22 protein-coding genes and 1 tRNA gene are annotated in these 19,259 nt (G+C 33.3%); 13 read left to right on the forward strand and 10 right to left on the reverse strand.

Features of this window, described 5'->3' with window-relative positions; translation table 11 throughout:
* Positions 1-425: 425 nt before the first annotated feature.
* From DYH56_RS12845 to yjeM, 8 genes are all read left to right on the forward strand, one after another.
* Positions 426-653, forward strand: coding sequence for a single-stranded DNA-binding protein (locus DYH56_RS12845; protein ID WP_114643281.1), 228 nt, complete (start codon positions 426-428; stop codon positions 651-653).
* 144 nt (positions 654-797) lie between these two features.
* Positions 798-1,109, forward strand: a complete 312-nt coding sequence (locus DYH56_RS12850) for a PadR family transcriptional regulator (RefSeq protein WP_114643282.1) — start codon at positions 798-800, stop codon at positions 1,107-1,109.
* A 134-nt stretch (positions 1,110-1,243) separates the two neighbouring features.
* Positions 1,244-2,458 carry an L-lactate MFS transporter gene (locus DYH56_RS12855; RefSeq protein WP_114643283.1) on the forward strand — a complete coding sequence of 405 codons (1,215 nt, stop codon included), beginning with the start codon at positions 1,244-1,246 and terminating at the stop codon, positions 2,456-2,458.
* A 149-nt stretch (positions 2,459-2,607) separates the two neighbouring features.
* Positions 2,608-3,084 carry a cyclic nucleotide-binding domain-containing protein gene (locus DYH56_RS12860; protein ID WP_114643284.1) on the forward strand — a complete coding sequence of 159 codons (477 nt, stop codon included), beginning with the start codon at positions 2,608-2,610 and terminating at the stop codon, positions 3,082-3,084.
* Between the two features lie 450 nt (positions 3,085-3,534).
* Positions 3,535-3,753, forward strand: coding sequence for a DUF896 domain-containing protein (locus DYH56_RS12865; RefSeq protein ID WP_158539153.1), 219 nt, complete (start codon positions 3,535-3,537; stop codon positions 3,751-3,753).
* Positions 3,754-3,763: 10 nt separating this feature from the next.
* Positions 3,764-5,155 (forward strand): asparagine--tRNA ligase, encoded by a 1,392-nt coding sequence (gene asnS / locus DYH56_RS12870; RefSeq protein WP_114643285.1) that lies wholly within the window; start codon positions 3,764-3,766, stop codon positions 5,153-5,155.
* A gap of 114 nt (positions 5,156-5,269) precedes the next feature.
* Complete coding sequence (locus DYH56_RS12875; RefSeq protein WP_114643286.1) at positions 5,270-5,500, forward strand: TM2 domain-containing protein; 231 nt, start codon at positions 5,270-5,272, stop codon at positions 5,498-5,500.
* A 126-nt stretch (positions 5,501-5,626) separates the two neighbouring features.
* Positions 5,627-7,135, forward strand: a complete 1,509-nt coding sequence (gene yjeM, locus DYH56_RS12880) for a glutamate/gamma-aminobutyrate family transporter YjeM (RefSeq protein ID WP_114643287.1) — start codon at positions 5,627-5,629, stop codon at positions 7,133-7,135.
* A 135-nt stretch (positions 7,136-7,270) separates the two neighbouring features.
* On the opposite strand, the gene queC is transcribed toward yjeM, so the two are convergent.
* From queC to DYH56_RS12905, 5 genes are all read right to left on the reverse strand, one after another.
* Complete coding sequence (gene queC / locus DYH56_RS12885; protein ID WP_162056587.1) at positions 7,271-7,948, reverse strand: 7-cyano-7-deazaguanine synthase QueC; 678 nt, start codon at positions 7,946-7,948, stop codon at positions 7,271-7,273.
* 101 nt (positions 7,949-8,049) lie between these two features.
* Positions 8,050-8,715, reverse strand: a complete 666-nt coding sequence (gene queE / locus DYH56_RS12890; RefSeq protein WP_114643288.1) for a putative 7-carboxy-7-deazaguanine synthase QueE — start codon at positions 8,713-8,715, stop codon at positions 8,050-8,052.
* A 26-nt stretch (positions 8,716-8,741) separates the two neighbouring features.
* On the reverse strand, positions 8,742-9,161 hold the full coding sequence (locus DYH56_RS12895; RefSeq protein ID WP_114643311.1) for a 6-pyruvoyl trahydropterin synthase family protein: 420 nt from the start codon (positions 9,159-9,161) through the stop codon (positions 8,742-8,744).
* A gap of 13 nt (positions 9,162-9,174) precedes the next feature.
* Positions 9,175-9,951, reverse strand: coding sequence for an acyl-CoA dehydratase activase (locus tag DYH56_RS12900; RefSeq protein WP_114643289.1), 777 nt, complete (start codon positions 9,949-9,951; stop codon positions 9,175-9,177).
* On the reverse strand, positions 9,944-10,951 hold the full coding sequence (locus tag DYH56_RS12905) for a 2-hydroxyacyl-CoA dehydratase family protein (RefSeq protein WP_114643290.1): 1,008 nt from the start codon (positions 10,949-10,951) through the stop codon (positions 9,944-9,946). The genes DYH56_RS12900 and DYH56_RS12905 overlap by 8 nt, the downstream gene beginning before the upstream one ends.
* A gap of 527 nt (positions 10,952-11,478) precedes the next feature.
* Here DYH56_RS12905 and DYH56_RS12910 point away from each other — a divergent pair.
* Positions 11,479-13,107 (forward strand): Na/Pi cotransporter family protein, encoded by a 1,629-nt coding sequence (locus DYH56_RS12910; RefSeq protein ID WP_114643291.1) that lies wholly within the window; start codon positions 11,479-11,481, stop codon positions 13,105-13,107.
* A gap of 114 nt (positions 13,108-13,221) precedes the next feature.
* Here the strand turns inward: DYH56_RS12910 and DYH56_RS12915 are convergent, their stop codons facing one another.
* Positions 13,222-13,911 (reverse strand): LrgB family protein, encoded by a 690-nt coding sequence (locus DYH56_RS12915; protein ID WP_114643292.1) that lies wholly within the window; start codon positions 13,909-13,911, stop codon positions 13,222-13,224.
* Positions 13,911-14,255 (reverse strand): CidA/LrgA family protein, encoded by a 345-nt coding sequence (locus DYH56_RS12920; RefSeq protein ID WP_114643293.1) that lies wholly within the window; start codon positions 14,253-14,255, stop codon positions 13,911-13,913. Before DYH56_RS12920 ends, DYH56_RS12915 begins: the two co-directional genes overlap by 1 nt.
* A gap of 157 nt (positions 14,256-14,412) precedes the next feature.
* On the opposite strand from DYH56_RS12920, the gene moaC reads away from it, so the two are divergent.
* The 3 genes from moaC (at position 14,413) to DYH56_RS16020 (ending at position 15,782) form a co-directional block, all read left to right on the forward strand.
* Positions 14,413-14,889: a cyclic pyranopterin monophosphate synthase MoaC gene (moaC, locus tag DYH56_RS12925; protein ID WP_114643294.1), complete on the forward strand. Its 477-nt coding sequence runs from the start codon at positions 14,413-14,415 to the stop codon at positions 14,887-14,889.
* 389 nt (positions 14,890-15,278) lie between these two features.
* Positions 15,279-15,716, forward strand: a complete 438-nt coding sequence (locus tag DYH56_RS12930; RefSeq protein WP_114643295.1) for a GNAT family N-acetyltransferase — start codon at positions 15,279-15,281, stop codon at positions 15,714-15,716.
* Positions 15,705-15,782: transfer RNA gene (locus DYH56_RS16020), tRNA-OTHER, on the forward strand. Before DYH56_RS12930 ends, DYH56_RS16020 begins: the two co-directional genes overlap by 12 nt.
* A 222-nt stretch (positions 15,783-16,004) precedes the next feature.
* Here the strand turns inward: DYH56_RS16020 and DYH56_RS12935 are convergent.
* Both DYH56_RS12935 and DYH56_RS12940 read right to left on the reverse strand, forming a co-directional pair.
* Positions 16,005-16,817 (reverse strand): MerR family transcriptional regulator, encoded by an 813-nt coding sequence (locus tag DYH56_RS12935; RefSeq protein ID WP_114643296.1) that lies wholly within the window; start codon positions 16,815-16,817, stop codon positions 16,005-16,007.
* A gap of 133 nt (positions 16,818-16,950) precedes the next feature.
* On the reverse strand, positions 16,951-17,868 hold the full coding sequence (locus tag DYH56_RS12940) for a DMT family transporter (protein ID WP_114643297.1): 918 nt from the start codon (positions 17,866-17,868) through the stop codon (positions 16,951-16,953).
* 250 nt (positions 17,869-18,118) lie between these two features.
* On the opposite strand from DYH56_RS12940, the gene DYH56_RS16025 reads away from it, so the two are divergent.
* The gene (locus DYH56_RS16025) at positions 18,119-18,271 is read left to right on the forward strand and encodes a hypothetical protein (protein ID WP_158539154.1); all 153 of its coding nucleotides are present in this window, start codon (positions 18,119-18,121) and stop codon (positions 18,269-18,271) included.
* A 281-nt stretch (positions 18,272-18,552) separates the two neighbouring features.
* Here DYH56_RS16025 and DYH56_RS12945 read toward each other — a convergent pair whose 3' ends face one another.
* Positions 18,553-18,987, reverse strand: a complete 435-nt coding sequence (locus DYH56_RS12945; RefSeq protein ID WP_114643298.1) for a YaiI/YqxD family protein — start codon at positions 18,985-18,987, stop codon at positions 18,553-18,555.
* Between the last annotated feature and the right edge of the window lie 272 nt (positions 18,988-19,259).

Raw genomic sequence — 19,259 nt, forward strand, 5'->3', positions numbered from 1 at the left:
AAAAATTCATCTGCAGTTAACTTTTAAAAAATTTAAAATCTTAGCACCTTTTTTTGTAATGCCATTTTTTTTAAACTTGACTTTAAAAAAAATCAATTATTTTTACTTGACTTCATATAGTTAGTCTTTTAACTCTTTTAAGATTATTAACCTCCTATTTAAGTGTGCTTTAAAATAAAATAAAAATCAACTTTTTAGATATATATATTCTTTTTCCTTTTTCACACATTAAACCGAGCAGCTATTAAGTCTGTTGTCTAGCTATGTCCACTTTATTTTTACACCTAAGGCTGAAAGCAGTAAAGGTAAAAAAAGAGTAAAGGATTTTTACTCCCGTGGGAGTAAAAAGAAGGTAGCAAAATTTATAATGAAGGATAAATAAAATTAGTGGAAGATTCTTTTTTTAATTTACGGAGGTTGAGATTATGGAGGCTTATTTAGAAGTAGCTTTAAAAGAGATAAAACAGTTAAAATCAGGAGAAAATTTTACCTTACAGGAGTTATTTAAAAATTATGAGTGGGAAAGTTTAGATATTATGAAACGAACAACTTTAGAGAGGATGTTTCTGCATGCAGTAGAAAGCGGTGAAGCTCAGGGAATAATAATTCTAAAAAAAAATCAAGAGGGACAACAGGTTTATCAAAAGGAATAAAAAAGGGCGTTAAAATTTAATGCCCTTTGGTCTTTTTTTTTATGATTTTTTCTCCTGTTTATATTATATTTTTCTTGACTATTATTATTTTTTATGTTATTATCATTTATCAATATCGGTTTTTGATAACAACGAGGTGGCTATATGAAAAATAAAATTCCTAGGAAACTTTTACTGGGGTTTATGCAGATACATATATTAATTCAGGCAAAAAAAGAACCTTTTTTTGGGCTTTGGATGATTGAAGAATTAAAAAACTATGGATATCAAATTAGTCCTGGCACTATCTATCCGCTTTTAACTAAAATGGAAAATGAAAATTTGTTAAAGAAAGAAGTAAGATTAATAAATGGTAAAAATAGAAATTATTATTTTATTACTGATGAAGGAATAGATGTTTTAACTATTGCAAAAGAAAAAGCAATGGTACTTTTTAAAGAATTAGAAGAGGTGTAAAATGAAGTTACTGACGATAAAGCAGCTCGAGCTGCTTAAATTAATAAAAAAAATATTTCTTAAAATGGCAGAAGAGCTCTCTTATAAACAAAGGGGGCTCTTTTGGTCTTTTTTTGAAAAAAAGGAGTTAAAGTATGATATTAAAAGTTAAGCAAAGAACAATCTTTATTTTTTTAGGGGTAATTATTTATATGTGTTTGGGGTCAGTATATTCCTGGAGTATTTTCAGAAAACCTCTGGAAGGACTTTTAAATATAAGTTCTACAGAGAGTTCCCTGCCATATATGACATTTTTAATTTTTTACGCACTAACAATGCCTCTTGCAGGGAATTTTATTGAAAAATATGGTCCGAGGAATATAACTTTATTTGGTGGAGCAATTGTCTCCCTGGGGTGGTTTTTATCTAGTTTGGCAAACAGCATTGAAATGCTTACAGTAACTTATGGAATTATTGGTGGTATAGGTGTAGGTATTGTTTATGGAGCTCCCATGGCTGTTTCTGCAAGATGGTTTCCGAACAAAAAAGGGATGGCAGTAGGTATGACACTTTCCGGGTTTGGATTGTCACCCTTTGTAACAGCACCGATATCCAGACTTCTAATTGAACATTTTGGAGTGTTTTCTTCTTTCAGAATCTTAAGTATGGCTTTTTTGATAATAATATTAATTTTTGCACTTCCTTTAAGATTTCCGGATAAAGAGGAAGAAATAGAAGAAAATATTTCTGGAAATAAAGACAATTCTTCGGATTTACCTTTAATGAAAGTACTGAAGAATAGAAAATTTTATATCTTATGGATATGTTTCGCTATAGGTACATTTACCGGTCTTATGGCAATTGGAATTTCCAGTCCTGTTGCACAGGAAATTATTGGACTTAATCCGACAATGAGTGCTTTTTCCGTTGCATTGTTTGCTATATTTAATGGGGTGGGGCGGCCTGTATTTGGTGTGATCACCGATAAAATTAAGTTTGAAAAAACTGCGATAATTTCTTTTGGTCTGATTATTCTGGCTTCCACAATAATGCTAAACTCAGGTGAAGGTAACGTTATATTTTATATCATATCATTTTCAATGTTCTGGTTTATATTAGGTGGTTGGCTTGCAATTGCTCCCACTGCCGTTTCTAATATTTTTGGAGCAAAAAATTATGCAAGAAATTATGGTTTCTTGTTTACAGCATATGGAATAGGAGCAGTGATTTCAAGTGTAACATCAGGTGTTATTAAAGATGTTTTTGGAAGTTATATATATGTTTTTTATCCTACAATAGGAAGTGCAGTTATAGGGATCTTGATAGTAACTTTAATGCTTAAAGAAAAAAAAAGAGTGGAATTAAAATAGATATAGATTTCAATTAAAACATAGATAAGTTTAAAAATTAAAAAAATCCCAATGTTCTGCAGCTTTAGCAACGGTTATGAAAATAAATTTTGAATGGTAAAAGGAAATCCCCCCAAAAAAGAAATAACCTAATATAAGGGGGGATTATTATGTCAGAAGATAAATTAAAAAAGAAGATTATTGAACTTCTTCCAAAGACATCTTTATTTGGAGGGGTAGAAAAAGTCGACCTTGATTCATTTATAGAGACCCTTTCAGAAAGAAGCTACATTGCCGGAGAAAATATATTTGAGGAGGGAGGATCACCGGGAGACTCCTACCTCCTCTTAGAGGGAGAGGTAAAGCTTACCGTTATTGGAAGAAGGTTATTTAAAATTGGCCCGGGAAGAGTTTTTGGGATAGCTTCTCCATTAGGGATCCAGAAACAGATTGTCACAGCAACTGCCGATACAGATATTGTTTTGGCAGTAATCCCCAAGATGACCCTCTACCTTTTGGAAAAGGAAAATCCCAGACTCTTTGGAAAGATAATACTTAATGAGGCAAGAGACCTGGCCAGAGCTCTCAAAGGGATGAAAGAGATAATCTTGGACTATATCCTCATGGAAGAGGAGGGGAATCTATAGTACTCCTTTTAAAAAGGCAGAGAGCATTTACGATATCGCCACCTCTGGTAATAATTGGATAAAACATGCACTTCTGCCCGCTTGCTGCCACTGGGGCAGCAAAAAAGAAAAGTCCCGGAAAGTTGACAATTAAATAGCATAATAGTATAATATTTTTAATTATAAAGGCGAAGATGAGGAGAGTAACTTCTAATAGATACTAAAGCGAGCTAGTGACGGTGGGAGACTAGTAGTGGAATTAGTTGTGAAGAACACCTTGGAGCTGCTAACCCAAAGGATTTTTATAAAAAAATCTCAGTAGGCTTAGACGTATTTGACACGTGACGTCAAAGGGTATCGAGGAACTGCTTGTGTGTGTCTCCGTACTTACTTTATTTTTTAGGGTTTGTATGAATTTTGACTTCTCACTAAGTGGGGAGTTTTTTTTGTTTATAAGATAGGAGGATTAAGGTGGAAATGAAAGACATAATAGCTAAGGTGAACTATTATTCAGCCCTGGCTAAGAAGAGAACGTTGACAGATGAGGAAACAATAGAAAGACAAAAATACAGGACTCTATACTTGGAACAGTTTAAATCCCAAGTCAAGGGACATTTAGACCAGGTAAAAGTTGTAGATCAAAATGGAAATGAAGTAAAATTAAATAAAAAAGTAACTAAATTAAGTTAGGGAGGATTTTATGAAAAAAGTAACAGTTAAGGAACTTATCAGAAATGGTGAACAATTCTTAGATCAGGAAGTACAAATTTCTGGTTGGGTAAGAAAGATTAGGAGTCAAAAGAGTTTTGGATTCATAGAATTAAATGACGGTTCATTTTTTAACGGAATACAAGTGGTATTCGAGGATAATTTAGAGAACTTTGACGAAATAAGCAGAGTATCCATAGCTACGTCTATGTATGTAACTGGAACTTTTGTAAAATCAGAGGGAAAGGGGCAGAGCTACGAGATCAAGGCAACTTCTGTAGAAGTTTTCCAAAAAGCTGACTTGGACTATCCGTTACAAAATAAGAGACATACCTTTGAATATTTAAGATCAATAGCACATCTAAGACCTAGAACCAATGCTTTCTCAGCAGTATTTAGAGTGAGATCATTAGTTGCATATGCTATTCATAAATTTTTCCAAGACCAGGAGTTTGTATATGTACACACTCCAATCATAACTGGAAGTGACGCTGAAGGTGCAGGAGAGATGTTCAGAGTAACGACTATGGACTTAGATAATGTTCCTAAAACAGATAAGGGAGATATCGACTATAAGGAAGACTTCTTTGGGAAGGAAACTAACCTGACTGTAAGCGGACAATTAAATGTAGAAACTTATTGTGCTGCATTTAGAAATGTATATACATTTGGACCTACATTCAGGGCAGAAAACTCAAATACAACCAGACATGCATCTGAATTCTGGATGATAGAGCCTGAGATTGCTTTCGCAGCCTTGGAAGCTAACATGGATTTAGCCGAAGATATGGTAAAATATATCATCAAATATGTTCTGGAGAATGCTCCTGAAGAGATGGAGTTTTTCAATAAATTTGTAGAAAAAGGGTTGTTTGATAAATTAAACAATGTTTTAGCCAACGATTTTGCCAGAGTTACCTACACCGAGGCAGTAGATATTCTATTAAAATCAAAGAAAAAGTTTGAATTTAAGGTAGAATGGGGAATTGATTTACAATCGGAACATGAAAGATTCTTAGCGGAGGAGCACTTCAAAAAACCTGTTTTCGTAACAGACTATCCAAAGGATATCAAAGCTTTCTACATGAAACTTAACGAAGATGGAAAAACAGTAAGAGCCATGGATCTGTTAGCTCCTGGAATTGGAGAAATTATAGGCGGATCTCAAAGAGAGGACAACTTAGAAGAGTTAGAGAGAAGGATGGATGAAGTTAACCTTCCTAAGGAAGACTATAAGTTCTATACAGATCTTAGAAAATATGGTTCATTCCCTCATTCAGGGTACGGATTAGGTTTCGAAAGAATGATCATGTACATAACAGGGATGACAAACATCAGAGACGTAATTTCTTTCCCTAGAACTCCTAAGAGTGCAGAATTTTAAGGATTAATAAAAAATAAAGTGGAGTTTGATTGTATAAAGCAATCAGACTCCTTCTTTTTAAACATAGTGGTGCTGAAAACAAAATTTATTGTTATTTAATTTAGGAGGTTTAGAATGAGTATGATGCAGGTAAGTGATAAAACACGAACTTTAAGTTTGGTATTTTGTATAGTTGGTTTTTTGGGGATAGGAGGACTGCATAGATTCTATGTGGGAAAGGTATGGACAGGTTTATTATATCTGATGACAGGGGGATTGTTTGGAATAGGAACCATAGTTGATCTGATAAAAATATCTACCAATACCTTTACCGATGCACTGGGATACCCGGTGACTAAAAATTAAAATCTTTGTACCAATTCTTAGAAAAAGCATAGAAAAATTAAAAAATGTTTAAAAAGTCCGCGAGTTGTGTTATAATAGCTCCAAAGTGTTAATATTTTAACATTAAAATTTTAGGAGGACTTTATAATGAAAGAGAACAACGCAAAAAAAATGTCATTAATATCACTTATATTAATGATATTCACATCGGTATTTGGGTTTACTAATATTCCTAGATCATTTTATCTAATGGGATATGGTGCCATACCTTGGTATATCATTTCAGCAGTTTTATTCTTCATACCTTATGCTTTCATGATGGCAGAATACGGTGCGGCATTTAAAGATGAAAAAGGCGGAATATTTTCTTGGATGAAAAGATCTGTAGGTCTGAAATATGCATTTATTGGTACATTTATGTGGTATGCTTCATATGTAGTTTGGATGGTAAATATCAGTTCATCTATCTGGATAGTAATATCAACAGCTGTATTTGGAGAAGATTTAACTTCTAGATTACATTTATTTGGATTAAATTCCACGCAGACATTGGGACTTTTAGGAGTCTGTTTAATAACGTTAATTACATTTACAGCGACTAAGGGATTGGAAAAGATAACTAAGGTAACATCTATAGGTGGTTTAGCTGTTACTCTTCTTAATTTAGTATTATTATTTGGTTCATTATTGGTGTTGGCATTAAATGGCGGAGAGTTTGCTCAGCCTATCGTTGCTAACTCATTTACTGCATCACCTAACCCTGCTTATGGAACACCTATGATGGTAGCTTCATTTATGGTATTTTCTATCTTTGCCTTCGGTGGAATAGAAGCTGTAGGCGGATTAGTTGACAAGACTCAAAATGCAGAAAAGACATTTCCTAAGGGAGTTACAATTGCAGCTATAATCATTGCCGTTGGATATGCTCTTGGAATCTTCTTATTCGGTATCTTCACTAACTGGAGTGCAATCTTATCGGATCCATCGGTTCATATGGGAAATGTAGCCTATGTAATGATGCAAAACCTGGGATACCAGGTAGGAATAGCACTTAATTTAAGTGAACCGGTTGCCATCAGTGTGGGGTTATGGATGTCTAGATATATGGGTATCTCAATGGTATTAGCATTGGTTGGAGCATTCTTTGCCTTGTGTTACTCTCCATTGAAGCAGTTAATTGAGGGAACACCGGATGAAATGTGGCCGGAAAAAGTAAAGGTAATCAAAGGTGGGATGCCGGTAAATGCAATGTGGTACCAATGCGGTATTGTAGCTGTATTCATCGTTATGATATCTTTTGGTGGAGAGGGAGCATCTGCATTTTTCTCTAAATTAATCCTTATGACAAATGTAGCTATGACTATCCCTTACTTATTCCTAGCTGTAGCATTTCCATTCTTTAAGGGGAAAACAGAGATAGACAAACCATTTGAAATCTATAAAACACATAGAGGTGCCAAGATAGCAACTTTCTTTATCGTTGCATCTGTCGGGTTTGCAAATATTTCAACAATTATAGCCCCGGCTGTAGGAGGAGACCTGCCTTCTACCCTATGGATGATAGGTGGACCGGTATTCTTTACAATTATAGCTTTAGCAATCTACAATAGATATGAAAAAGTTATGGAAGCAAAGAAAAAAGTCAAAATGGCATAAGGAACGTGACGTTCCATCCGGTTGGGCATAATTTTAGGTTTTTAAAAAAAGATTAAAAAGGGAAATTAGACCCCAATTGGGGTCTAATTTCCCTTTTTTTAGATATACTTATTTATCTGTATAATTTTTACCTGATTAAACTTTTAAAAATTTTTCTTTAAACTCCAAATACCCGTTTTTTCTCAAAGCACAAGCTGGACAATCTCCACATCCATTTCCCACAACTCCATTATAGCAGGTAAGAGTTTCATTCTTTATAATGTCCAAAACTCCCAATTCATAGGCCATATTCCATGTTTCAGCCTTATCCAACCACATAAGCGGTGTCTCTAAAACAAATGTGTAATCCATAGCTAAGTTTAAAGTTGTATTTAAAGATTTAATAAACACATCTCTGCAGTCTGGATATCCGCTGAAATCACTTTGGGAAACCCCGGTCATAATTACATTGATATCCCTTTGTTTGGCAAAAACTCCTGCAAAAGTCAAAAATATCATATTTCTTCCATCTACAAATGTATTTGGAACTTCATCTTCTGCAACTTCCCCTTTTTCTACTTCTAAATCCGATCTTGTAAGAGCATTTGGAGCTAACTGATTCAACAATCCCATATCTAATATGTGATGTTCTACTTCATTTTTTCTGCACAATTCTTTTGCACACTCCAATTCTAAACTATGTTTTTGACCATAATTAAATGAAATTGCAATAACTTCCTTGTATAATTTTTTAGCATGGAATAAAAGTGTTGTACTATCCTGTCCTCCGCTAAAAACTAAAACACAACTATTTTTATTAATTCTATCTTTCATAAACTACTCCTTTTAAATTTTTTTTACTTAAGAGAACTATAGGTTATATTCTTGTATAAAACCAACATAACTCCCAATTTGGATTGAACGTCACGTTCATTTTATACCCCCTGCTTATTACCCCAGATAAACTTATGCATCTGCAGCTGCAACCTTACTCCATTCAAGTTGAATTTCTTCATAAACTCCACTATCTCATCCAGCTCTATTTTTTTATACACAGAACTGAAATATACGCTGCATCTGTTCATAAGATCATATTTTTCCATGATTTCTTTAGCCTTTAGAAGATCGTTGTAGTCTCCCACAACAAATTTTACTGTATCCTTATGGGATATTGTTTCAAAGTTTTTTATAAACATAAACTTTTCCATCTCACTTGAAGGACCTTTGTAATCCATTGTAAAGGATAAGTTTTTTGCATCTGACCTGAATAAGTTTAAATCAATACTCCCGTTTGTTTCGATTTCCAGGAATAAAGATTTATCCTTTACTATATATTCTATCAAATCTTTAACTTCTCTGTCTAAAAGCGGCTCTCCACCTGTAAGAGTTATATTTTTAACTTTTGTATCTAAAATATAGTTATATATATCTTCCTTTGTCATTGCTGTTACAGGGGCGTTTTCTTCATTGGCCCACATTGTATCGCAATAATTACATCTTAAATTACACTTTGCAAGTCTGATAAAAACGGCTAACTCTCCCGATCTCTGCCCTTCTCCATTTATACTTATAAATTTTTCAACTACATTATAATGTTTCATAATATTATTTACCTGCCTATATAAATTTATTTTTCATATGTTGCTGAATTTGTAGGAGTTTCATATACCGTTACTCTTTTTACAGAATACCCTTTTCCTTCTAAAATTTCATAAAAATATCTTGAAAATTCCTCAGCTGTTGGTCTGAAATCCACCTCTATTATATAAAAGCCCTCTTCCCTCAGACAATTTAAAGTCATTTCTTTCATGGTACCTTTTTCTATTATTAATGCATGATCATGATCATCTACCATTTTTTTTATATCTTTTTTTATATCTCCAAAATCCACAACCATTCCTCTCAGCTGCCCCTCTTGCTTTAGTTCGCCACCGCATATTTCTGCAATAACTCTCCATCTATGTCCATGAATGTTTGAACACTTTCCCTGATAGCCTGCCAAGAAATGAGCGCTGTCAAAACTGTGTTCTCCCTTTAATATATACATCTTTATTTCTCCTTTATATAAAATTTTCTCCATAATAACAGCACCCAATAGCCCCGTTAAACTGCGGATCTTCCAGTACTTTTACCTCTGTATAATCTGATTTCAGATATTCTATAATAGCACGATTTTTTGCTACCCCCCCGCTGACAATAAGAGTATTTCCCCTGAATTTTGTCAGGAGCGGACGTAATCTGCTATACATAGAATAATTTATCCCTGCTGCTAACCTGTCTAAAGATATCCCTTCAGCAATCTTACCGATTAATTCCGATTCTGAAAAAACAGCACAGGTTGAATTAAGTTTTACAGGATCTTTAGAATAATTGGACAGTGAATCCAATGGTACCTCTAAAACATTGGCCATATTCTCTAAATATCTTCCGCAGGAAGCTGCACACTTATCATTTAAATCTAAATCAGTGGTCAGCCCCTTTTCAATTTTTACAATTTTTACATCCTGCCCGCCGATATCTAAAAGAATAAAATCTTTTTTTCCTGACTGTGCTAAGGCTCCGTATACGTGGGCTTTTATTTCATTGATAGGTTTAAACATACTAAGATCGGTATTATTCCGGCCATATCCTGTGGAAACAGCCAGATCTACATCCTCTATTCCTAATTTTTTTAAATCTACGATTATTTTATCCTGGTATTGGCAATAATCCCTGTAAAAAGATACAGTGCTTATCTTCTTTCTTAATATTATTTTTTTATTTTCCGTGACTATAATTTTTACTTCTCTGCTGCCTAAGTCTATTCCTACTATTTTTTTACAAGTAATATCATTCATTAATTTTCTCCGATCTCTTTTTATCTTTTAACATATCCAGAAAAGCTTCTATCCTCAATTTGGTTCTGGCATCCAAAGCATTGGACTTATCCCCTTCGATGGTTAATATAGGTATATTTAACTCCTGCTTTAAAATTATATCCTCAACTGCACGATGGCAAAATGCCTGGGTATAGTGAATAACTGCATCTAACTGCCTTTCTTTTATCTGTTTTTTTATGTCATCCAGCCTAAAATCTATATCATATGTATATGTATAATCATAATACTGTTCATATATATTTTTAGAATTCATGGCCCTTGGAAAAGCAAATTCTCTCTGCACTTCATTATATATAAACCTTCCGTCTAAGGTCTCAACATAATCATGAAGATCACCCTGCATAGGAGGTATTCCCAGATATCCAAGCTTTAATTCTTTTTTATCTGTAACTCTTTTATTTATTTCTTCTATTTTTTCATCTAAAAAGTCACTGTATCTATCTACATTCCCGTCAAAATCACTGAAACAGAGCTGAAGGATATGGTTTTCAAAACCTGTTGCTTTTCCTTCCAGAGTCAAGTTATCTATATGTTTAGCTTTCTCTCTTATTAGGTTTAATCTGTTCCTCTGGTATTCTACCTCTTCATAGGATACATCCATATATTTCATAAGTTTATCCAATTCATTTTTTATATCATCTAAAGAATGGGAATGAGGATAACCGAAAGAATGTATTTTTATATTATTTTTTTTAAATATTTCTAAAAGTGTTTTAGTGTTGGAGCAGTCGCCCTCTGTTACACCTAAAACTTCTTCTATACCATTTTCTATGCAGGCTCCGTATATCCCTTTAATCCAGGCACACATACTTTTAGGGAATCCGTCACGTTCTGCTTTTTCTATATATTTTCCGTAGTCTTTAGATACAACAAAAATATTATTTAAATCTATGGGAGTGTATCCTGCTGCTAAAAGTACCTCCAAAGGTACGGTAGTTGTTAAACCTATTTTCTTCATTTTTTTCCTTTCATAATTTAAGCAATAAAAAAGCAACGTGACGTTGCATCCAATTAGTCATAAGTAAAGTTTTCATAAATTTTAGATAATAAAAAAAGAGGATACACTCAGCACCCTCCAATAAAATTAAAATAAAACTCTGAAAATTTTCCAAAATTTTGTCCTAGTTTTTTTTATAGACAGGATGGTATCAGTGAACTGTCTTATTTAGTTTTGTATCATATATTACCATAAATTCTTGGATAATCATAATAAAAATATCAAACAATCTTTTAATTATATATTTTATAAAAACCGGTACTTTTATTATCTCCCCAATAGAAATTTGTTTACACTATTTTTACATTAAATAAACACGGGTTTTACACCCTTGGTTTATAATACCTGTATATTAATAGAAAATAATCAAGGAAAAACAACAGTTGTACAGTAAAAGGCAAAGATTAGTTTATTGTTTGTAAAAAATGTATAAATATGTAAAAATTTAAATTCTTGTTGATAGAAGAAAAAAATTAAGGAGGAACAAAATGGGATTAGATATATTTTTTAAAGTTATAGGAGGACTAGGAGTCTTTTTATATGGTATGCATCATATGTCTGGCGGAATGCAAAAAATCGCCGGAACTAAGATCAAGAGTATAATTGGTCTGTTGACTAAAAACAGAGTTATAGCCTGTATAGTTGGAGTAGTAGTAACAGCCATGGTTCAGTCATCTTCTGTAAGTACAGTTATGACTATCGGATTTGTTAATGCGTCACTTATGAGTTTAAAGCAGGCACTGGGTGTAATTTTAGGAGCGAACATTGGTACCACTGTTACCGGTTGGATCCTGGTATTAAAAATTGGTAAATACGGATTACCTATGGCAGGAATTTCAGCTATTCTTTATCTGTTTGCTAAGAGTGAAAAAGTTAAGACTAAATTTTTAACGTTTATGGGATTAGGAATGATCTTCTTCGGATTAGAGCTTATGAGTTCAGGATTCAAACCCCTTAGAACGATGCCTTTCTTCATAGAATTATTTCATAGTTTTGATGCTACTAGTGGTTTTGGCGGAGTAATAGCAGCTGCCCTTGTAGGAGCCTTACTTACAGCCATAGTTCAATCATCTTCAGCTACTCTGGGTATAACAATAGTATTAGCCAGTCAGGGAATGATAAATTCTGAAACAGCAGTAGCTTTAGTTTTAGGAGAAAATGTAGGGACAACAATCACTGCCATGTTAGCTTCTTTAGGAGCCCGTGCCAATGCAAAGAGAGCAGCAATTGCCCATACAGTTATAAATGTTATAGGTGTAATATGGGTAGTGTCTATATTTCCATACTACCTTCAATTCCTATCAAATTTTGTAAATCCTGTAGCAAATGTTACAAAATATATTGCCACTGCTCATACTATGTTTAACGTAACCAACGTACTTTTATTCCTACCATTTATAGGTTATATAGCTAAAATGTTGGAAAAAATGATAGTTGAAAAGGAAGAAGTAGTAAAGAAAATAACTCACTTAGACGAAAGAATGCTTGAAACTCCTGATATTGTAGTGGAACAGACAAAAGTAGAGATAAACAAAATTGGAACAAAAATCATTTCTGCTTTCGATGATATAATGAAAACATTTAAGGAAAATCTGCCTGAGGATTCTAAAGAATTTCAAAATGTAGTGAAACTTGAGGATAAGATGGATATAATCCAAGGGGAAATTGCCTCTATAAATTCGAAAGTCCTTACTTTAGATGTGGAAGAACCGATAATAAAGAAAGCTAGAAAAAATATAGCTATCTCAGACCAGTATGAATCTGTTACAGACTATATGAAAAGAATTGTATTTATCCACAAAAGATTATTAGATAACGATCAAATGCTAAGTAAGGAAAACTTAGAGGATTTAGGAAAAATTCATACTCTGTCTCTAGATTTCTTTAACTATGTAGACAGCTCTTATAAGGATGAAAACTATAATATCTTAGTAGAAGCTACTAAGAGGTCTGCTGCTATTTCCAATCTATACAAGGAAATTAGAAGAAACCATCTGGATAGAATGGCTGAAACAACTAAGTCACCTATATTAGTTACAGGATATATGGATATATTAAATCACTATAAAAGATTGAGTGACCACTCACTGACAGTAGTAGAAATATTGAATATATAGACCCTCTTCCTTTTTATGGTCTCTCCCTCACAGGGAGAAACCGAGGTAGAGTTTAAAAGGTAAAAAAAGATTCCCATATGGGAATCTTTTTTTTTTCAACGTCACGTTGCTTTTTTAAAATAATATTATATGTAATAGGGGTAAGATGAAAACTGTTAAGATCCCGGCTACCCCAATTGCTAAGCCGCTCATAGCTCCCTGGGTTTCTCCCATCTCGATAGCTCTGGAAGTACCCACAGCATGACTGGCAGTTCCAATGGCTATTCCCTTGGCAACTTTATTTTCTATCTTAAATATCTTACATATAAATGGTGCCATAACAGCTCCTGTTATCCCGGTTATCATAACCATCACTATGGTAATAGGTACAATCCCTCCTACCTGTTTAGATAACTCTATGGCTATAGGGGTAGTCAGTGACTTTGACAGGGAAGATTTTATAATACTCAGATCCAGCCCCAAAGCTTTTCCTATAAGGGTGCAGAATAGGATAGAGGTCAAAATTCCTGCAATAACTCCTCCTAATATAGGAATAAAATGCTGTTTCAACAGATCTATTTTTTTATACAGGGGTACTGCTAAAACCACTGTGGCAGGTGCTAAGAAAAAAGAGATCAGGTCGCCCCCTTTTTCATAGGTCTCCAGTGGTATTTTAAAATATAATAATATAGGGATTATAATTATAAGGGCTATTAATATAGGATTTAGAATAGGAAGTTTAAATTTTTTATAGATCTCCAACCCTATGATATAGGCAATAATTGTCAGACAAACTCCAAACAGCGGACTGTTTAATAATTCCATTATTTTCTCCTCCTATTTATCAGATACTGAACTGTGACTCCTGTGACTCCCATGGTAATTATGGTGGTCAGTATCATAGTTATTACTATTTTTAATACATTTCCGCTGAGCAGATCTAAAGCAGAGATAAGTCCCACTCCCGGTGGAATAAAAAATATAGCCAGATTCAGCAAGATGGTATTGGCTCCCTTTTCCACAAAATCTACATCAATTAATTTTCTTTCAAGCAAAATGAAAAATATCAGCATACCAATGACCGGCCCCGGAATGGGAAAGTTGATGGATTTGCTGATCATCTCTCCTAAATAAGTTACCGTAAATATAATGGCATATTGTTTTATCATGATCTATCACCTCGGGAATTATTATACCATAAAATATAGAACATAATGAATAATTGAAAAATGAAAATGTAAAATTAAGATCAAAATATGATAAAATATCAATTATCAATTATCAATTATCAATTATCAATTATCAATTATCAATTAGAGGTGAATTATGGGATTTAGTCATTTTAAAGATGGAAAAGCTGTCATGGTAGATGTGAGTAAAAAAGAGGATACCAGCAGAAGAGCAACAGCCTGCGGGAGTATAGAGGTCAACTCTGAGACTATGGATCTTATTGTGAATGGAGGAATTAAGAAAGGAGATGTTTTGGGAGTGGCCAGAGTTGCGGCTATTATGGCTTCTAAAAAAACTCATGAACTTATTCCCATGTGTCATCCGCTGCTTCTTACAGGAGCCGATATAGATTTTGAAATAGATGAGGAAAACTTAGTTATCTATGCTGCAGGAACTGTTAAAACCACAGGACAAACAGGTGTAGAGATGGAAGCTCTCCAGATGGTAAGCACAGCACTCCTAACTATTTATGATATGTGTAAAGCCATAGATAAGGAGATGATCATAGGAAGGATCTATCTGAAAGAAAAAACAGGCGGTAAGAGCGGTAACTTTGTTAATTCTAAGATCTAGTTAAAAAAATCTAAACATCCCACAGGGGTGTTTTTTTTACAAAAAAATAGAACTTCCTCCTTGTTTTCCTCCAATATCGCGATTTTTAAAATAAATGATACACAATCATTTATTTTAAATGCGACTTAAAGACGGAGGATATAGCTAGAATAAAAGTAAAATAATTTACTTCTTTAGCTTCTACTTTCGCCTTCTTTAATTAAAGAAGGAGAATCAGAAAGAGGAAGTTCAAAAAGAACCTAAAACTTTGGGGTGCTTTTTTTATAAGTTTATTCAAAACAGATTTTGTTTTGAATAAAAATGAGGTATCATTAAAATGTAGACGAATACACAAGGATGCCAGCGTAGATTTTGCGGTATTGAATATTAAAAAGTGATGGGGATATAATATGAGAATTGAAAAATTAGATGAAAAGCATTTGAAAGAATGCTCTGTAATGTATATTGAAACTTTTAACAGCGAACCTTGGAACGATAAATGGGATGAAGTTACTTCGTATTTAAGATTAAAAGACATTTACGATACTCCTGGTTTCTTTGGTTTGGTAGTTTTAGATGGCGTTGAATTAAAAGGAGCTGTGTTTGGAAATATAGAACAGTGGTTCGAAGGATATATGTATAACCTTAAAGAAATGTTCGTGAAAAAAGATAATAAGGGTAGTGGCATAGGTACTAGGTTGATTTCGGAGTTAGAGAGATTGTTAAAAGAAGAAGGTGTAAATTCAATAAACTTATTTACCAGCAGGGGTGATTTGACTGAGAAGTTTTACATAAAGAACGGCTTTATTACCGAAGAAAATATGATTATGATGCATAAAAGTATCTAGTAATTACAAGGCGGATTTTAGCGTTTAGTCGTCATGGGTGGGTTCGATTCCCACATACTTTTGCCAAATAAAATTCCAAACATCATGTGGATGTTTTTTTTTTACAAAAAAGTCCCTAAAAATTTTTAGGGACTTTTTCCATGGGAAATGATAGAACTTCCTCCAGACGGAGGATATAGCTCGGATGAAAGTAAAATAATTTACTTCTTTAGCTTCTACTTTCGCCTTCTTTATTAAAGAAGGCGAATCAGAAAGAGGAAGTTCTGAAAGAACCTGATTGGGGGATGTTTATTTTACTATTTCTATCTGAAGTTCAGTTATATATTCTTCTTCAGGAATATCTAACCAAGAACCTTTATGATAAATCTCTCTTAAAGCTCCTTTAGGTTTGTATCCATTTTCATTTATCCATTTTTCTAAAATATTATATGTTTCAAAGATCTTTCCGTATCCACCCTTATGAACTATACATGCCATATTTTCAACTTCTGGCAGCTCCTGGCATATAAATTTTTCTGTACTTGGAATAAGAGCAGAAACTCCTTCAACTATGGCTAAATCATACTTATCTTCTGTTTTTCCAAAGTAATTATTATATAAAATAGTCATACAGGGTGCTGAAGGTTCTCCCCCTTTTTCCGAGATGTAATTAAGCAGCGGCTGCCAATAATCATTTAACCCTGTTACAGCGTCAGCTTTATCACGATAATATGCTACCAGAATAGGTTTAACATTTTTTACAGTTACAAGTTTTTCCATAGGGATACCTCCATTTTTTATTAAAAACATGTTTGTTTCAAGCTGTCTTAATGTTTCTTGTAGATTTGATATTTTATTTTTAATTTTTATTGTATTTTCTATTAAAATTTCTAACATTTCATTGTCTTCTAAAGTTATAAGTGTTGCTATTTCTTTCAGTGAAAGCCCTACACTCTGCAGAGTTAAAATATTATAGACCTTAATTATTTGTGAAGGGTCATAATACCTGTAACCATTTTCACTATTCTTTTTAAAGGGTATAAGAATACCCACCTTTTCCCAATGATGCAACAAAGCTATGCTGACACCACATATTCTAGAGAAATCTCCTATTCTATACATTTTATCTCCTCCTCCTGTTATTAATAGTATAGACCCTCATGTAAGATAAGAGTCAAATTATATTTTATTTTTTCTAATTATTAAATTTCAAAAAAAAGTCCCTAAAATATTTTTTAGGGACTTTTTCTATATTTTATTTCTTACTCCTCAAAGTTATGATTACCCCTGTGATGATCATAAACCCTGCGAAGACCTTAGGCAGGGTAATAACCTCTCCTAAGATAAAGTATGCCATTATCATGGAAAACAGGGGAACTAAGTTAACATACAGGGAAGTCTTTGCAGGACCTATCCTTTTTACCGATACCTGCTGAATCAGATATGCTATAACTGAAGCAAAGATCGACATATATACTAAACTGCTCCATCCCGTCCAGGTAGTTTTTGGTATAAAACTCATGGGATTTTCATATATTACCATGGGGATCAGAAGGATCACACAGAATAAAAATACATAAGATGTAAGTTTTATAGGTGCAACACGTCCTACGATTCCCTTTAGAACTATGAAGTAGAGGGAAAAAGAGAGAACAGCCAGAAGCATATAGAGGTCTCCTATATTAAAATTCATATTTTTAATCACATCTATGGAACCATTGGTAACGATCATAGCTACTCCTAAGAAGGAGATGAGTATTCCCCCGACTGCCTTTTTAGGAAACCTTTCTTTTAAAAATAAAGATGCCATAATGGTAGTCATAATTGGATTCGTAGCTGCTATAAGGGATGTGTTGACGCTGCTTGTATACTTTAACGCTGTAAAAAAGAATACATGGTAGCCTACCATACCAAGGAGGGATAGGAGGAGTATTCTGGGGATGTCTGCTTTTTCCAGAGTTAAATCTTCTCCTTTTTTCCACATGATTAAAAATAAAACTACAGCTGCTATTAAAAATCTGAAAAATGTCAGAGAATACACCGGAAATTCCGCTATGGAAAATTTACCTGCTATAAAAGCTCCTGAAAAAAATAGAGTTGCAATTACCATTAAATTCTTATCTATCAATTCTTTCATCCTGCTTTTGTTTAAACCTATAAGTTCGTTGTTCATCCTATCCCCCTTGAATTTATTTTATATTAAGTATATATTAGCAATAATAATTTTTTTTTACAATAGTATTTAAAATTAATATAGTTGATTTGCCAACTATATTCTAAAGATGAGGTAAAGATTTTTAGAAAGATCATGGGAAAGATGACAGACAGTATAGATAAGCATTTAAAGGAGATGAAGAAATAATTATGGATGATTTAAGAAGATTGGAAACGGAGAAAATACCCTGGGTTATGCCAGAGATTATATGAGTATAATAAATTTACTTGTGTTTTTTAATTTTATGGCAATTGGGAATGAAGAGATCCTTCGTATAGGGGAAAGAGGACTAAAGATATGCATGTCTATGGGAATTAACATAGAAGAGCTGAAGGCAAGACAGGCAGGAGTAGCTTGTTAGTCGTTAGAAGATTATGAAGACAGCAGGGTGTCTAAAGTTAAATATACAGGTCAATTTAATGTATAACAGCTTAAAGTTTGATTAGTTAGAAGCTCAATTCAAATTTTTGGTATAATATATCAGTGATTATAATATTTGGATTTGGCCTCACTGGATGACTATGAATTAAATATATCAGCTGAGAAAAAGGGCGCGGCGACACTAAAATATAATAAATAAGGGATTATATGACAAATAATATAATCCCTTATTTATTATAAATTTCAGATACAACCTTACAGTTATTTCTCCAGGAGATTTAGGAGGGTTTCTCTAAATTCAGCATCATTATTGGCTTTTCTTTTTTTAGGTCCCCTGGTTCTTCCCCCGGAAGCTCTAATTTTTGCACTCATATGTCTGGAGAACATCAATGAATCTATATTGAATTTATTGTAAATAAACCCATTGGGATGGATAACACTATGGGTTTTTTCCAGGATAATAGTGGCTAATCCATAATCCTGGGTAACGACTATATCCTCCTTTGTGGATATTTTCATAATTTCCAAATCTACAGAATCATCCCCCTTTTCCACCTGAATTACCTTGAAACTTCCCTTCAGTTCATGGGCTGAATCTACCACCATGATCAATTCTAAATTATATCTTTTAGATAGCTCTACACATATTGATTTTACACCCTTTGGACAGGCATCTGCATCTATTATTATTCTCAATTTTGTTCCTCCTACATGAATATTACCTGTCTAAATAATATCACATTATAGAAAATAATCAAAAGTTGAATAAAATGTCGTTACTTTATCATCACTTATTAACGATAAGATTAAAACTATATATTAATTTTAGATTTTACCGGTAGTTCTGTGACTATGGATCTCCTCTGGAGATAGGTAGAATTTAATAGGAGAAAAAAGCCGGGTTATTTTTTATGTTAAAAATTAACCATATAAAAGTTAAAAATTTCTCATACTTTGCATTTTATAAA

This window comes from Psychrilyobacter piezotolerans (genome assembly GCF_003391055.1).
GTDB classification, from domain to species: Bacteria; Fusobacteriota; Fusobacteriia; order Fusobacteriales; family Fusobacteriaceae; genus Psychrilyobacter; species Psychrilyobacter piezotolerans.